This is a genomic window from Rhizobium sp. CB2179 (genome assembly GCF_057653455.1).
Genome location: NZ_JBYGKR010000002.1, coordinates 361,731 through 377,683 on the forward strand (window position 1 = coordinate 361,731; position 15,953 = coordinate 377,683).

Consider the following 15,953-nt stretch of genomic DNA (forward strand, 5'->3'; position numbering starts at 1 on the left):
CTACCGAGGACTCGACATGTCTCTGACGGAAACCGCTCAACAGGCACGCAGGCGCGACCTTCGCATACCGCTCGCCGCAGTCCTGGTCGTCCTGGCACTCGCCGCGCCGTTCATCGGCAGCCGTTACATCACCCATTCCCTGATCATCGCCCTGATTTTCATGCTTCCGGCACACGGGCTCAATCTGCTTGTAGGGTATACCGGTCTTCTGTCATTGGCCCAGGCCGCGTTCTTCGGTATCGGCGCCTATACGGCAGGTCTTCTCGCCGTCACCTACGGAACGCCGTTCTACGTCAATCTCATCGCCGCAGGCGCCGTCTCAGGAGCTCTTGCTGTTCCGCTCGGCATTCCCGCCTTGCGTCTGCGCTCGACGTCCTTCGTGATGTGCACTTTGGGCTTCGTGATCATCGGCCAGGCCATCGCCAAGAACTGGATCTCGCTCACCCGCGGCGACATGGGCCTATCGAGCATTCCCAAACCATACTTCGAACTGGGGCCGCTTTCGTTCACGGTGTCCGGTACGACAAACTTCTACTATCTTGCGCTGATTATCGGGACGCTTGCCACCATCGCCGTCTGGGCAATCGTCCGCTCGCCGGCCGGGCGCAATATGGTGGCGATCCGTGAGAATGAAACGCTCGCCGAATCTCTCGGCGTTCCCACCTGGCACTACAAGCTGATCGTCTTCATGATCAGCGCGGTGTTTGCCGGGGTCGGCGGTTGTCTCTACGCATATTACCTGACGGTCGTCAGCCCGCTGACCTTCCAGATGTACTATTCGACGACGATGCTGATCATCGTGCTCGGAGGCGGGGCGGGGATGATTTCCGGCACCGTCTTCGGAAGCCTGCTCTTCGTCGGGCTGACTGAGGCGCTGCGCATCACTCCCGAATTGCGCATGATTGCCTATGGCGTCTGCCTTCTCGTCCTCGTCTTCTGGTTCAAGAAAGGCTGCGCGCCGCTGATCAATCGTTTCTGGAATGCGATCGGAGGCGCGAAATGACCAGCCATCTTCCCCTTCTCGAGATCAAGAACCTCAGCAAATCCTACGGTGCGGTGAAGGCCGTCAACGATGTCAGCATTCACATCGACCGAGGTGAGATCGCAGGCCTGATCGGACCGAACGGCTCCGGCAAGTCGACCTTCTTCGATTGCAGCACCGGCCTTGCAAAGCCGGACACCGGCAAGGTCGTCCTTGACGGACAGGATATCACCGGCTGGTCCTTGAACCGCATCGCCAGGGAAGGCCGCATGCTGCGGTCTTTCCAGAAGACCGTCACTTTCCGGTCGCTCGATGTCGAGGAGAACCTGGTTATCGCCGGTCAGATGTTCACCTTCCCGTCCATCGCCTCGACCTTCGGTCTCGGGAAGATGTCCCGGCAGCGCGTCGGTGGTCTCCGGGAGCGAGCCCGCGACCTGATCAAGATGGCGGGTCTTTGGGATGTGCGCCATCAGCCGGCAGGCAATCTGTCGGGCGGGCAGCAGAAGCTCATCCAGTTCGCCTCCATGTTGATGCCCGAACCGAGGCTCATCCTGCTGGATGAGCCGATGGCCGGCATCAATCCGAAGATCATCGAACGCGTCGTCGACACCATCCTCTATGCCAACAAGTCGCTCGGCGTGAGCTTCCTGGTGATCGAACACAATATCGATGTCGTCACGAGCATCTGCCAGCGCGTCATCGTGCTCGACCAGGGAGCCAAGCTCGTCGAAGGCTTGCCGGGCGACATCATTCAGGATCAGCGTGTCAGGGAGGCCTATCTTGGAGGGTAACTCGCAACTTTTGATCCGCGACCTGCGCGCAGGTTACGGCAATCTGGACATCCTGAACGGCGTCGATCTCGATGTGCCCGCCGGACAGTTCGTGGCGCTCATGGGGCCGAACGGGGCGGGCAAGTCCACTCTTCTCAAGACGCTCTACGGCATGACCACCATCAAGCAGGGAAGCATCGACTGGCGCGGCAAGAATATCGCCGGCAGCAAGTCGAGATCCATTCTGGGCGAGGGGATTTCCTTCGTGCCTCAGGGGCGCTGCAACTTCCCCGTCATGAGTGTCGATGAAAATCTTCAGATGGCCGCCTATACCCTCCGCGACGCCAAGGTGAAGGCCGACCGCGATTACGTCTACGACCTCTTTCCGATCCTCAAGAAACGCCGTGCGACGCTCGCCGGCAATATGTCCGGAGGCGAGCAGCAACTGCTCGAAGTGGCGATGGCGGTGCTGCAGCGGCCGAAGGTGCTGTTGGTCGACGAGCCTTCCGTCGGGCTGTCGCCGGCTGCGATCGGTATCGTGTTCGACGAGCTACTTCGCCTTCACGCAGATGGCATGACGATCCTGCTGGTGGAACAGAACACCAAGAAAGCCATGGAAGTGGCGGAGCGCGCGGTCATCCTGAGACTTGGCAAAGTCATCTGGGACGGCCTGCCGAAAGACATCACCCATGACGAACTCGGCGAACTGTTCCTGACCGGGAAGATGCGCGGCGAAACCGAAGCCGTCCACTGAGGCGATCCCGTCTCTCAAGGAATCACAATCGAGGAAATCTCAATGAGCACTTTCGTGCCTGCATCGCGTGTGTCCAGAATCAAGGTTTCGCCAAGCACGGCTGCGGCAGCCCGGGCTCGCGAACTGAAGGCGGCCGGCCGCGATATCGTCGACCTGACGGTCGGCGAGCCGGACTTCGACACGCCGGATAACATCAAGGCCGCGGCGCACGCAGCCATCGACAGGGGCGAAACGAAATATACCGCCGTCAACGGCACGCCGGCGCTGCGCAAGGCAATCATCGGCGATATCAAGCGCCGGCTCGGCCTCAGCTACGCGGACAACGAAATCTGCGTCGGCGGTGGCGCCAAGCAGATTCTGTTCCTGGCGCTGATGGCGAGCGTGGAAAACGACGCAGAGGTGATCATTCCCGCACCATACTGGGTTTCCTATCCCGATATGGTCATCGCCAACGAAGGCAAGCCGGTCATCGTCGAATGCCCGCAGGAAGCAGGCTTCAAACTCACGCCGGAAGCATTGGAAAAAGCGATCACGCCGAAGACCTTGTGGCTGGTTCTCAACGCGCCGTCCAATCCGACGGGCGCGGCATATGACAGGAGCGAACTCGAAGCCCTCGGTAAGGTGCTGCTGCGCCATCCCCACGTCTTCGTGCTCTCCGACGATATCTACGACCAGGTCTGGTTCAAGGACGAGCCGATGACGACGCTGGTTGCCGCCGTCCCGGAACTGAAGGAGCGTGTTCTGCTCACCAATGGCGTCTCAAAGTCCTACGCCATGACCGGATGGCGTCTCGGCTACGCGGCGGGTCCGGCCGCCCTGATTGCGGCCATTAACAAGCTGCAGTCGCAGATGTCGTCCTGCCCGTCGTCGGTCAGTCAGGCAGCTGCTGCCCATGCGCTGTCTTCTGACCAGTCATTCGTTTCGGAAAGCGTGAAGGTCTACAAGGAGCGCCGTGATTATGCGTGCTCACGGCTCAATGCCGTGCCCGGCCTCTCCTGTCTCGTACCTGACGGCGCTTTCTATCTGTTTCCGAACTGCGCCGGTGTCATCGGCAAAAAGACGCCCGAGGGAAAGACAATCGAGACCGACCTCGATTTCGTGCTTTATTTGTTGGATGGCGTCGGGGTCGCGGCGCTGCAAGGTGCCGCCTACGGGATATCGCCGCATTTCCGCCTCTCGATCGCGACGTCGATGGAGGTGATCACGCAAGCATGCGATCGCATCGAACGGGCCGTTGCCGACCTGTATTGACTGCAAAGAGGCCGGTGGGACTTGCGCCCCACCGGCCGCAGGCTTTACGTTTTTTCGTGAAACAAGAAGCCGGTGGCCATGAGCGTCGATTTCCGAAAACTGAAGAGCTTCGTCAAGATCGTCGATACGGGCAGCGTATCGCGAGCGGCAAGCCTTCTGCGGACGGCCCAGCCGGCGCTGTCGCAGCAGATTGCCGCTCTCGAGGCGCATTTCAAGCACAAGCTCCTCATCCGCAGCAATGTCGGCATTACGCCGACCGAGGCCGGGCTGATCCTCTATCGGCACGCACAATTGATGTTGAAGCAGATCGAGCAGGCGCAGGTCGACATCGATCAGTCCGCCAAGTCGGTGGCGGGCCGCGTCTCGATCGGGCTTGCGACCTATTCCTCGTCAAGCGCCTTGTCGCTGCCGATCCTGAAGGAGATGAAGGCGAGGCATCCCCACATCGTCGTCCACATCAATGACAGTTTCGGCCAGATCCTCAGCGAACTGATCATGACGGGCAAGATGGATATGGCGCTGATCTATGCCGCTGCCCCGATCAAGGGCGTCACCCTGCAGCCATTGTTTCGCGAGGAAATGTTCCTGGTCTCGCCGCCGGGCATCGAACTCCCCGGGGATAGCAGCGCGCCGCTTCCCCTTTCTGCCCTCCAGGACATCCCGCTGCTTCTTCCCAGCAAGGCACATCTGCTCAGGCGGTTGATCGACGATGCCCTGGCGAGAGCCAGAGCCACCCCTGATGTCGTCTCGGAAATCGAATCCGTTCCGGCCCTCAGCGCGGCGGTCCTCGATGGGCTTGGATCAACCATTCTGCCGGCTTCGGTGGTCACCGAGACAGCGATCTTTTCGGGCGCGCAGGTAAGGGCGCTGACGAAGCCGGTGATCGACGCGACCGTGTCGCTCTGCGTCGCCGATCATCTTCCTTTGTCGGAACCGGCCATCGCTGCGCGGTCGGTTCTCCTCGATGTCGTGGGCAAGCTCATGAGCAGTCACCATCCCGGAATCAGGCCAGCCTAGCCGACGGCCGATCCTCGCAACGGCAGTCCGACGGCGTCTCTCCGCTCCGCCATAAGCAAACCCTATAGCGGCAGACGGTAGTTGTGTTAGCCAATGCGCCGGGCATTCCCCTAACCTCCAAGCAGACACCGGGTCCGGGCATCGGATCCGCATAGCGGCGCCTGCCGCGCCGAACAGTCGCTTCGAGGACAACATGGCAAAACTGGCTTTCGACACGGGCGGTACCTTTACCGACTTCGCGCTCCTGGACGACAAGGGCGACCTTCACCTTCACAAGGTCCTGAGCACGCCGAAGAACCCTGCAGAAGCAGTCGTGCAGGGTGTGTCCGAATTGTTGGAAAAATTCGCGGGCAACATCGCCATCGAGAACCTGCAGGTGCTGGGCGCCACCACCGTCGTCACCAACGCGGTTCTCGAGCGCAAGGGTGTCGAGACCGGGTTCGTCACCACCGACGGCTTTCAGGACATGCTGCGTATCCGCAACGAAGGACGCTACGACCTCTACGACCTGAACATCAAATATCCCGACCCGTTGGTTACCCGTGCAAACAGCTTCGGCGCCAAGGAGCGTATCGCGGCCGACGGTTCTGTCGTGACCGAGCTCGAGGAAGAGACGGTTCGCGACATTGCCGGCCGACTGAAGGAGAAGGGCATCCGCTCCGTCGCCGTCTGCCTTCTCCATGCCTACAAATATCCGCAGCACGAGCAGCGCGTCGCAGCACTGCTGCGCGAGGAAGACCCTGACATCTTCGTCTCGCTCTCCTCAGAAGTCTGCCCTGAGATGCGCGAGTTCGATCGCGCGTCGACGACGGTTGTCAACGCCTATACCAGGCCGCAGATGGCCGGCCACGTCGCACATCTCCAGCGTGAGTTCGCTGCGAAGGGCATCGATCGGCAGGTCCTCTGGATGACTTCGTCGGGCGGGCTGGTGCCGAGCCGGCGTGCTGCAGAACTGCCGGTACGCCTGATCGAGTCGGGTCCGGCGGCCGGCGCCGTCGCCGCTGCCGAGTTCGGCCGCACGGCCGGTGAGGCGAGTGTATTGTCCTTCGACATGGGCGGTACGACCGCGAAGCTTTGCCTGATCCCCGACGGTGAGCCGAATGTCGGCACCGATCTCGAAGTCGCCCATTATCAGCGCTTCCGCAAGGGATCCGGTTTCCCGCTGAAGATCCAGTCGATCCAGATGATCGAGATCGGCGCGGGCGGCGGCTCGATTGCGGCCAAAAACTCTCTCGGTCTGCTCGACGTCGGCCCGCACTCCGCAGGCGCGATGCCCGGACCGGCGGCCTACCAGCGCGGCGGTACCGAGCCGACCGTCACGGATGCTGACATCCTGCTCGGATATATGGGCACCGAATCCTTCGTCGGCGGCTCGTTCAAAGTTTCCAAGGAAGCCGCCCACGAGGCGATGGCCAAACTTGCCGCCTCGCTCGAGGTCTCGGTCGAACGCTGCGCATGGGGCATCCATGACCTCGTCAACGAATCCATGAGCAAGGCGGCCGCCATGCATGCGACCGATCTCGGCGTCGACCCCCGTTCACTGCCCATGGTCGCATTCGGCGGCGCCGGTCCGGTCCACGCCTATGGCATCGCCCACAAGCTCGGCATTTCCCGCATCATCTGCCCGACCGGTGCAGGCGTGAGCTCGGCGATCGGCCTGTTGATCGCTCCCGTGGCGGTCGATCTGTCCGCAAGCCATCCGATGGCACTCGACGCCTGGAATATGGACGCCATGAACCGCCTGCTGGACGAGCTCTCGGCCCAGGGCGCCGAAGTCGTGTCGGCGGCGGGCGTCCCGAAGGATACGATCAGCAACCGCTACACCGTCGACATGCGCCATGTCGGCCAGGGCCATGAGATCACCGTGGTTCTGCCTGACCGGAGCCTGCCGAAGGAGGAATTCCTCAGTGAGCTCCGCGGCAACTTCTTCAAGCTGTACCGCGAACTGTTCGGCCGTACCGTTGCCGCGCCGCTGGAGGTCATCACCTGGCGCCTGCGCGCCGGCGGTGAAAAGGATCAGGTCACGCGGCCGCACGAGACCGTCGTTGCCGACGCGAAGAAGGGCAGCCGCAAGGTTTATTTCCAGGAGATCGGCGGCTTTACCGAGACTGCGGTCTACGACCATTACAAGCTTCCCGTCGGCGAAGAGGTCAAGGGTCCGGCAATCGTCGAGCAGCGTGAATCGACTGCGGTCGTCGGGCCAAGCGGCGCCTTCCATGTGGATGCCCATGGCAACCTCGTGATCAACATTCGCTAAGGGGTACTCAGATGTCGAAACCCGCCACCGATTTCAACGACCCGATCAACCTTCAGGTCATGTGGAACCGCCTGATCTTCATTGCAGACCAGGCCGACAACGTCCTCGGCAAGACGGCTTTCTCGCCGATCGTCCGCGAGAACCACGATTACGTCACCGTCCTGCTGGACAGCAAGGGGCGGGCGCTGGCGCAATGCACCTGGTCGATCCCGGTCTTTATCACCTCGCTTCCGGCCGCGGCCCAGAACTATTTCCTGCCGAAGTTCCCGGCCGACAAGCTCGAAGAAGGCGACGTGCTGGCGACCAACGATCCGGAGATCGGCACGGGCCATCTTCCCGATGTCACGATGATCACGCCGATCTTCAAGAACGGCAAGGTCGTCGCCTATGCCGGGTCCATCGCCCATCTCCCCGATATCGGTGGCGCCCCTCTGCATTCCGAAGCGAGCGATATCTATGAGGAAGGCATCCGCTTCCCGATTATCAAGCTGCTGAAGGCCGGCGTTCCGAACCAGGACGTCTTCGACATCATCGAAGCGTCGGTCCGTCTTCCGACCGAAGTGCGCGGCGACCTCGAATCGATGATCGCTGCCAACAACGTCATGGGCCGCGAACTCGTCAAATTCCTGGACGAATACGGTCTGGATGACGTCGAAGGCCTGGCAACCGCCATTCATTCCCGCTCTGAAGCGCAGACCCGCAAGGCGATCCGGGAATGGCCGAACGGCGCTTACGCGGCCGAGGTTCTGCTGGACGGTTACGATGTCGACGTGGCGTTGAAGGCTTCGGTCATCATCAAGGACGACTCGATCCACGTCGACTACACCGGCACCTCCGACCAGGTTCTGCACTCGATCAACTGCCGGACGAATTATCGCTATGCCCATTCCGTCTATGCCCTGAAGTGCCTGCTCGACCCCGAGACGCCGAACAACGAAGGCTGCATCGTCCCGATCACCGACGAGGCTCCGCTCGGCTGCATCCTCAATCCGCAGCACTGGACGGCGGGCAATTCGCGAAACCTGATCGGGCACGTCATTCCTTCGCTGATCTTCAAGGCGCTCGAAGGCGTGGTGCCCGAGAAGGTCATGGGCGACAGCGGCGGCGCGCCGATCTGGGCTGCCAATTGCGTTGGTCAGCGCAATGACGGCACCCAATATGGCTCGGTCCAGAATTTCCATGGCGGGCAAGGCGCGCGCGCGGAGCTCGACGGTCTGGACACGCTGAGTTTCCCCTCGAACTGCAAGGTGACGGCCATCGAGATGTTCGAGGTTACCGTGCCCGTCTTGACGGAGCGCAAGGAACTGATCGCCGACTCCGGCGGAGCCGGCAAGCATCGCGGCGGTCTCGGCCAGCGTGTCGTGCTTCGGAACCTCGGCAAGAACCCGATGAACATCTACCTCGCTTCCGAGCGTGTTCGCCATCCCTGCTTCGGCGTCGTCGAAGGTCAGAGCGGATCGGCAGGAAAGGTCATGAAGGACGGCAAGCCCCAGTTCCCGAAGGGCAAGGTGGTCCTGAAGACCGGCCAGCGGCTCGAGGTCGAGACGCCAGGCGGCGGCGGTTGGGGACCTGCGAGCGATCGTTCGCCTGCACTCATCGAGCAGGATCTTTCCGAAAACCTGATCACGGCGAAGGCTGCGAAGGAAATTTACGGCTATTCTGGCCCGCTCGCTGCTGCGGCCGAATAGGGGAAAACCATGGGACTTCTTCAAGGAAAAATCGCTCTGGTAACGGGAGCCGGCTCCGGCATCGGTCGCGAAACCGCCCTGCTGCTGGCAAAGGACGGCGCCACCGTCGTGCTGACCGGACGGCGGATCGAGCCGCTGCGCGAGGTGGCGGCCTTGATCGAAGAGGCTAATGGCAAGGCCGTCACGCGCGCGCTCGATATCGAGACGCGTGAAGAGATCTTTGCGGCCGTGACGTGGATCAAGGATAGCGTCGGACCCGTCGACATCCTGGTGAACAATGCCGGCAGCGCCAGCAAGGTGCTGAACGCGCGTTTTCTGAGCGAGGCCGAGTGGACCTCCACCATCAACGTCAATCTGACGGCCGTCTTCAACCTGACCCAGGCGGTCCTTCCCGACATGATCGCGCGCGGTGAGGGAACGATCATCACGGTCTCGTCGCTCGCGGTGATCAACCCCAACCTGCTCGGTGGCGCGGCCTATGGTGCGGCCAAGGCCGGCGTGAAGAACTTCATGAGCTTCCTGCACAACACCTATCGCAATCAGGGGATCCGGGCGACGACGATCCTGCCCGGCGAGACCAATACGCCGATCATGGATAATCGCGCGCGACCTCCTCTGCAGGAGGAGCGTGCGGTCATGATGGATCCTCATGACGTCGCCCGTGCGATCGTCCTCTGCGCCAGTCTGAATAAGAGCGCGGTGATCCCCGAACTTCACATCTGCCCGACATTTATGCGGGACACGTCGGCCGACATCGAAATTGCGCGTTGGGTCGGAGCGCCGGCCGATACGCCGGATATGCCGAAAAAATAGAACTGGGAGGATATTGATGAACGGAGCCAAATTGCGCGCCCGGCTGTTGGCCGGCGAGGCGATCACCATGTATACGCCGCACCACTCCTCGTCGGGGCTGGCAGCCCGACTGGTGGAACTCGGCGCCGATTCCGTCTTCGTCGACTGCGAACACGGAACCTGGAGCTTCGACGATGTGCGCATGACTGCACAGATCGTCCGTTCCGTCGGCGGAGCGGCGATCGTCCGGCCGCATTCGCACGAACGCCCGGTCATCATCAGGTATCTGAATGCGGGAGCTGACGGCATCATGGTCCCGATGGTGGATACGGCCAAACAGGCGCGCGCCGTCGTCGATGCCGTCCGCTACGCACTTCCGTCCGACTTCGACAAGCGCCTGGTGGTGGCGATGATCGAGACGGTGGATGCCATCGACAATCTCGATGAGATGTTGAAGGTCGACGGCATAGACGTCTTCTTCATCGGACCTGGCGATCTCTCGCAGAATATGGGCTATCCGCCGGCCCCGCCCTTCGGCGAGCCGCGTCCTGAAGCGGTCATGGCGAAGGTCGCGGTCGCGGTCGACAAGATCCGCGCAGCAGGCAAGGTTGCAGGCACGCTGGCCACCGCCGATGAACTGCCTCATTGGCTTGAGAAGGGTGTTCAGTTCTTCTATATCCACAGCGATCCCTTCCTGCGCCGCGGGATTACCGGCATCAGGCAGACGCTGGCGCGGTAGTCGCCCGGATTTTGAGTGAGAATAAAACCGCGCGGTCGCCAAGGCTACGGCACTCGAATTGATATAGGTTCGATGATCGCGGTTCAGCGCCTGCCTCGCGTGCGCGTCGCCAGAACATTGCGGATCGAGAAGCTGGAATGAATCCTGAGGACACCGGGCAAGGTCGACAGGATCTCCTTGTGAATCCGCTCGAACTCGCCGGCATTGGCAACCTCCACGCGCAGCAGATAGTCCGAGCCGCCCGTCATCAGAAAACATTCCCGGATCTCGGGATGCCGGCGGACCGCCGCCTCGAGGCGGTCGAGATAGTCCTCCGTTTGTCGTTCGAGAGTGATGTTGATGATCACGGCGATCATCTCATCCGCATTGCCGGTGTCGACCAGCACCGTATAGCCGCGGATCACGCCTGATTTTTCCATGATCTTGATGCGCCTGAGGCAGGCCGAGGGAGAAAGACCGATCTCGGCGGCGAGCTTGGCATTGCTCATGCGGGCATCGAGACGCAGCAGTCTCAGGATGTTGCGATCGATCGCGTCGAGTGCGGGCATGGCGGATCATTCCAAATTTCGATTGATTATGCGAATAATAGGCAAACCATGCAATAATAAATTGCTGAATGACCAGCAATTTCGCTCATTCTTTCATAAACTCCTGAGATCGAAAAGGGGTGGACATGGATAGCGATATTTTGGTTTCCCGCACACGCATTGCGACGACCACGCAGGGAGCCACCGGCTATCTGACGATCGATCTTGCCGCCCTTGGTCGTAACTATCGCAAGCTCGTATCGATGCTGGCGCCGGTGCGCGCCGGCGCCGTCGTCAAGGCCGACGCCTATGGCCTTGGCGCCGAGCGGGTCGGAAGAACGCTTTACAGTGAAGGTTGCAGGCATTTCTTCGTCGCCCAGTTCGTCGAGGCCTTGAGGCTCCGGCCGGCCCTTGCGCATGACGCCCAGATTTTCGTGCTGAACGGTTTGCAGCCGGGTAACGAGATCGCCTGCGCCGAGATGGGCATTGTCCCGGTTCTCAATTCGCTGGCGCAGTGGCGGCAATGGTCGGCAGCTGCGCGCATTCTGAAGCGCTGCCTGCCTGCTGTCCTGCAATTCGACACCGGCATGTCGCGGCTCGGTTTTCCCCGGGAAGAGCGTGCAGAGCTGGCGGCGGCTCTTCGCGACGGCAGCAACGTCGAAATCCTGTTCATCATGAGCCATCTGGCGTCGGCCGATGACATGGACAGCGAACAGAACGGCGAGCAGTTTGCCGAGATGTCCCGCATCGCCGACGAATTTCCCGGCTTCGATATTTCCTTCGCCAATTCCGGCGGCGTTTTCCTGGGCGACGCCTATCACGGCGTGCTCGCCCGTCCCGGCATCGCACTTTATGGCGGCGCTCCGAACGCCGGCGAGAAGAACCCGATGGAACCGGTCGTCAGCCTTGATGTCGCCGTCGTGCAGACGCGCACCGTGCCGGCGGGTGCAAAGGTCGGCTATGGCGGCGCGCATGTGACGCAACGGGAAACGCGTCTCGCCACTATTGCCGCCGGCTATGCCGATGGCCTGCCGCGTTGCCTCAGCGACCGCGGCGCCGTCTATTTCAAGGGCATCCGCCTGCCGATCGTCGGCCGCGTGTCGATGGACAGCGCGACCGTCGACATATCGGCACTGCCCGAAGGCGCGCTGACCTTCGGCAGTCTCGTCGAGGTGCTTGGCCGCCATCAGACGCTCGAGGACATCGCCCGTGATGCCGGCACCATTTCTTACGAAATCCTAACGGGCCTGGGCGATCGTTACGACAGGCAATATCGCTGAGAGCCGGCGGCTCCATCATTGGGGACATCATGAAGGTCATCGTTCTAGGAGCCGGCATCGTCGGCGTCACATCCGCTTATCAACTGGCCAAGGCTGGCCATGAGGTCACGGTCGCCGACCGGCAGCCTGGTCCGGCGCTGGAGACGAGCTTTGCCAATGCCGGCGAAGTCTCCTTCGGCTATTGCTCGCCATGGGCGGCACCCGGCATTCCCATGAAGGCCATGAAGTGGCTGTTCATGAAACATGCGCCGCTCGTCCTGCGACCGAAACTCGATATGGCCATGCTTTCCTGGATGGCCAGGATGCTGTCAAACTGCACCTCCGAGCGCTACGCGATCAACAAGAGCCGCATGCTGCGCCTTGCCGATTACAGCCGCATCGCGCTGGCCGATCTTCGCGCCGAGACCGGCATCGCCTATGATGAACGCATGCAGGGGACCCTGCAGCTGTTCCGCACGCAGCAGCAGCTCGAGGCCTCGGCAAAGGATGTCAAGGCGCTGGCTGCCGATGGCATTCCCTATGAGGTGCTGGACCGGGACGGCTGCATCCGCTTCGAGCCGGCGCTGAAACATGTGCGCGACAAGATTGTCGGTGGTCTGCTGACGCCGAAGGACGAAACCGGTGACTGCTTCAAGTTCACCAATGCGCTGACCGCTAAGGCCGAGGCCCTCGGTGTCCGCTTCGTTTACGGAACGACGATCAAGGCACTGGATGTCGAGGCCGGCCGGGTGCGCGGGGTCATCACCGATCGTGAGCGGATGAGCGCGGAGGCTGTGGTGGTTGCGCTCGGCAGCTATTCGCCGCTGCTGCTGAAACCGCTCGGCATCAGGCTGCCCGTCTATCCCGTCAAGGGCTATTCGCTCACCATCCCGATCACCGATGCGTCACGCGCGCCGGAATCGACCGTCATGGACGAGACCTACAAGATCGCGATCACCCGGCTCGGTGACCGTATTCGCGTCGGCGGCATGGCCGAAATATCGGGCTACACCAACGATCTCGGCCTGGCTCGCCGCAGCACACTGGAACATTCGGTCACCGATCTCTTCCCCGGCGGCGATGTTTCCAAGGCCTCCTTCTGGTCCGGCCTGCGCCCGATGACGCCTGATGGCACGCCGGTCATCGGCGCGACCAAGGTCGCCGGCCTCTTCCTCAATACCGGTCACGGCACGCTCGGCTGGACCATGAGCACCGGTTCGGCCCGGCTCATCGGCGATCTCGTTAGCGGCGGCCAGCCGGAAATCGACGTGAGAGATCTCGCAATCAGCCGCTACGGTTGACACCGCCCGGCAACGCAAAAAAGAGACGAACATGATTGCGCAAATCCATTATCACTTGTGTACATCGCCTTTCGAGGTCACGAATGTCCGTTAATTCTTATATACATAACGATGGCAGCCTCGCCCAACAGCTGGCGATGCAGAGCATGTTGTTTCGGGAAACGGCGCACAGTGGAACGGACCCGGATGCGCTCTCGGAAATATTGTCGACGCCAAACTCCCCGATCAAGGTTGCGGCGGAAGGCAATATGCCGATTGCATACCACTGCAATTTCGTCACCGTCGGAGAAGAGGTAACCGTCGCCGACTGTACCTACGAAGGCACAATCCTGATCAGGCGGGAAGCGCCCAGCGACAGGATGATCGTTTTTCTACCGATGACAGGGAACGCATCCTTCGAGGGCATGCGGGAGCAAATATATTCTGTTCCCGCCCGTGGCACGATCCTTGAGGCAGGTCGTGCCGCGGGTGCTCGCCTGTTCGGCCCCCGCCGTCATTTTGGCCTGTTCGTCGATCAGGCCAAGATCACCAGCCACCTCACGCATATGTTCGACAGAACGATCAGCGGCGACGTCGACTTTCATCCGCACATCGATCTGACGACCGGTCCGGGGCTTGTATTGCAGCAAATTGTCTCGAGCCTCCATCGCGGCCTCAGCGGGAACGGACCGCTGCAGCGGTCGCCGCTGGCTGCCGGCTCGCTCTGCGACGCGGCGATCTATCTGCTTCTGGAGACCTGCCCCAATCGTTATTCGAACGAGCTTGCGCTCACTGCTCCGGCGCCGGCCCCACGCCATGTGAAGTGGGCAATCGACTTCATGCAGGAACACATCGCCGAGCCGATTTCGCTCAACGATATCGCGATGGCAGCCAAGGTCAGCGTTCGGACTTTGCAACAGGGTTTCCGGCAGTTCAGGGATACGACCCCGATGTCCTACCTGCATGACCTTCGGATGGCCGCCGCCCATCGAGATTTGCTCGGGTCCGACGGGAAGCAGGTCGTCGCCGATGTCGCGCTCAGATGGGGGTTTACGCATCTGGGGCGATTTGCTGCCGAATACAGGAAGCGTTTCGGCCAATTGCCGTCACAGACCTTGAAGCGCTGAGCTCTATCTCGGCGTGCCGGATGGCTCGTCGACGATGGACCAGACGTCCGATCGCCGACGGGAACACCACGTCGGATGCGGATCTATGCTGCGCGCTTCAAGGCATCGCCGAGCATCGAGACGATCGTGTCGATCTGGTCTTTCTCGATGATAAGCGGCGGAGAAAGCGCGATGATGTCGCCGGTCACCCGGATCAGCAGGCCCTTTTCGAAGCAGTCGACGAAGATTTCGTAAGCGCGGGTTCCCGGCGCTCCTTCACGAGGAGCTAGTTCGACCGCGCCGACCAGTCCGAGATTGCGGATGTCGACGACGTGAGGCAGGCCATTCAGCGAATGAAGGGCCTCCTGCCAGTATTCGGCGAGCTCGGATGCGCGCGTCAGCAAGCCTTCTTCCTCGTATATCTCGAGCGTAGCGAGCCCGGCTGCGCAGGCGACCGGATGGCCGGAATAGGTATAGCCATGGAAGAGTTCGATCGCATTTTCCGGTCCGACCATCAGGCCGTCATAGACCTTGCGGCTGGCAAAGACCGCGCCCATCGGGATCGTGCCGTTGGTGATGCCTTTTGCCGTGGTGATCAGGTCGGGCACGACGTCGAAGTAGTCGGTCGCAAAAGGGGTGCCGAGACGCCCGAAGCCGGTGATGACCTCGTCGAAGATCAGCAAAATCCCGTGCTTGTCGGCGGTTGCGCGCAGCTTCTCCAGATAGCCCTTTGCAGGCAAGACGACGCCTGCTGATCCCGACATCGGCTCGACGATGACAGCCGCGATGGTCTCGGCGCCGTGCAACTGCACCAGGCGCTCGAGATCGTCCGCCAGTTCGACGCCGTGGGCGGGGAGGCCCTTTGAAAACGCATTGCGCCCGATGTCGAGCGTGTGGCGCATATGGTCGGCCGGTATTTGCGGGAAGACCCGCCGGTTGTTGACGAGACCGCCGACAGAAATGCCGCCGAACCCGACGCCATGATATCCCTTCTCGCGCCCGATGATCCGTGTGCGGGTGCCCTGGCCGATCGCCCGCTGATAGGCGATGGCGATCTTGAGCGCCGTATCGACCGATTCCGAGCCTGAGCCGGTGAAGAAGATCCTGTCGAGCTTGGCGTCAGGACCGCCCGGCGCGTTCGCAGCCAGTTTTGCAGCGAAGTCGAAGGCGATCGGATGCCCCATCTGAAAGGTCGGTGCGTAGTCGAGGGTTGCAAGCTGTCGCTCGACGGCTTGGGCGATCTTCTTGCGGCCGTGGCCGGCGTTGCAGCACCAGAGCCCGGCCGTGCCGTCAAGCACCTGATGTCCATCGATGTCGGTGTAGTACATGCCCTCTGCGGCTGCGAGTAGCCGCGGCGTGGCCTTGAATTGCCTGTTCGCGGTGAACGGCATCCAGAAATTTTCGAGTACGGGCGCGTTCGTTTTGCTGAGCTGGTCCATCCTGGCCTCCTTTGGGATGGCGCCGAGAATGGCAATTTCTCCATTTCAAACAAGTCCTTTTCTTTGTTGATGCAAGCTATTGAAATTCAATG

14 protein-coding genes are annotated in these 15,953 nt (G+C 61.4%); 12 read left to right on the top strand and 2 right to left on the bottom strand.

Translation table 11 applies throughout. From position 1 onward, the window contains the following. Window positions 1-16: 16 nt before the first annotated feature. The 9 genes from AC244Q_RS25785 (at window position 17) to AC244Q_RS25825 (ending at window position 10,250) form a co-directional block, all read left to right on the top strand. Window positions 17-1,003: a branched-chain amino acid ABC transporter permease gene (locus tag AC244Q_RS25785; RefSeq protein ID WP_128406625.1), complete on the top strand. Its 987-nt coding sequence runs from the start codon at window positions 17-19 to the stop codon at window positions 1,001-1,003. Next, window positions 1,000-1,773: an ABC transporter ATP-binding protein gene (locus tag AC244Q_RS25790; protein ID WP_128406624.1), complete on the top strand. Its 774-nt coding sequence runs from the start codon at window positions 1,000-1,002 to the stop codon at window positions 1,771-1,773. Before AC244Q_RS25785 ends, AC244Q_RS25790 begins: the two co-directional genes overlap by 4 nt. After that, the gene (locus AC244Q_RS25795; RefSeq protein WP_113546885.1) at window positions 1,763-2,506 is read left to right on the top strand and encodes a branched-chain amino acid ABC transporter ATP-binding protein; all 744 of its coding nucleotides are present in this window, start codon (window positions 1,763-1,765) and stop codon (window positions 2,504-2,506) included. The genes AC244Q_RS25790 and AC244Q_RS25795 overlap by 11 nt, the downstream gene beginning before the upstream one ends. A 42-nt stretch (window positions 2,507-2,548) precedes the next feature. Beyond that, window positions 2,549-3,757 carry an aspartate transaminase gene (locus AC244Q_RS25800; protein ID WP_128406623.1) on the top strand — a complete coding sequence of 403 codons (1,209 nt, stop codon included), beginning with the start codon at window positions 2,549-2,551 and terminating at the stop codon, window positions 3,755-3,757. 78 nt (window positions 3,758-3,835) lie between these two features. After that, window positions 3,836-4,774 carry a nitrogen assimilation transcriptional regulator NAC gene (gene nac, locus AC244Q_RS25805; RefSeq protein ID WP_033183014.1) on the top strand — a complete coding sequence of 313 codons (939 nt, stop codon included), beginning with the start codon at window positions 3,836-3,838 and terminating at the stop codon, window positions 4,772-4,774. A 193-nt stretch (window positions 4,775-4,967) separates the two neighbouring features. Beyond that, window positions 4,968-7,031, top strand: a complete 2,064-nt coding sequence (locus tag AC244Q_RS25810) for a hydantoinase/oxoprolinase family protein (RefSeq protein WP_128406622.1) — start codon at window positions 4,968-4,970, stop codon at window positions 7,029-7,031. Window positions 7,032-7,042: 11 nt separating this feature from the next. Then, window positions 7,043-8,719 (top strand): hydantoinase B/oxoprolinase family protein, encoded by a 1,677-nt coding sequence (locus AC244Q_RS25815; protein ID WP_128406621.1) that lies wholly within the window; start codon window positions 7,043-7,045, stop codon window positions 8,717-8,719. 9 nt (window positions 8,720-8,728) lie between these two features. Beyond that, complete coding sequence (locus tag AC244Q_RS25820) at window positions 8,729-9,532, top strand: SDR family oxidoreductase (RefSeq protein ID WP_128406620.1); 804 nt, start codon at window positions 8,729-8,731, stop codon at window positions 9,530-9,532. Between the two features lie 16 nt (window positions 9,533-9,548). Next, the gene (locus tag AC244Q_RS25825; protein ID WP_128406619.1) at window positions 9,549-10,250 is read left to right on the top strand and encodes an HpcH/HpaI aldolase family protein; all 702 of its coding nucleotides are present in this window, start codon (window positions 9,549-9,551) and stop codon (window positions 10,248-10,250) included. An 83-nt stretch (window positions 10,251-10,333) separates the two neighbouring features. On the opposite strand, the gene AC244Q_RS25830 is transcribed toward AC244Q_RS25825, so the two are convergent. Continuing rightward, window positions 10,334-10,798: an Lrp/AsnC family transcriptional regulator gene (locus AC244Q_RS25830; protein WP_003550368.1), complete on the bottom strand. Its 465-nt coding sequence runs from the start codon at window positions 10,796-10,798 to the stop codon at window positions 10,334-10,336. Between the two features lie 125 nt (window positions 10,799-10,923). Here AC244Q_RS25830 and alr point away from each other — a divergent pair, with 125 nt between their 5' ends. The 3 genes from alr to AC244Q_RS25845 all read left to right on the top strand — a co-directional run bounded on the left by alr (window position 10,924) and on the right by AC244Q_RS25845 (window position 14,443). Then, window positions 10,924-12,057, top strand: a complete 1,134-nt coding sequence (gene alr / locus AC244Q_RS25835; RefSeq protein WP_128406618.1) for an alanine racemase — start codon at window positions 10,924-10,926, stop codon at window positions 12,055-12,057. A 29-nt stretch (window positions 12,058-12,086) separates the two neighbouring features. Further along, window positions 12,087-13,337 (top strand): D-amino acid dehydrogenase, encoded by a 1,251-nt coding sequence (locus AC244Q_RS25840; protein WP_128406617.1) that lies wholly within the window; start codon window positions 12,087-12,089, stop codon window positions 13,335-13,337. An 83-nt stretch (window positions 13,338-13,420) separates the two neighbouring features. Beyond that, window positions 13,421-14,443 (top strand): helix-turn-helix transcriptional regulator, encoded by a 1,023-nt coding sequence (locus AC244Q_RS25845; protein ID WP_128406721.1) that lies wholly within the window; start codon window positions 13,421-13,423, stop codon window positions 14,441-14,443. An 83-nt stretch (window positions 14,444-14,526) separates the two neighbouring features. Here AC244Q_RS25845 and aptA read toward each other — a convergent pair whose 3' ends face one another. Continuing rightward, window positions 14,527-15,861: an omega-aminotransferase AptA gene (aptA, locus tag AC244Q_RS25850; protein ID WP_128406616.1), complete on the bottom strand. Its 1,335-nt coding sequence runs from the start codon at window positions 15,859-15,861 to the stop codon at window positions 14,527-14,529. Window positions 15,862-15,953 lie beyond the last annotated feature (92 nt).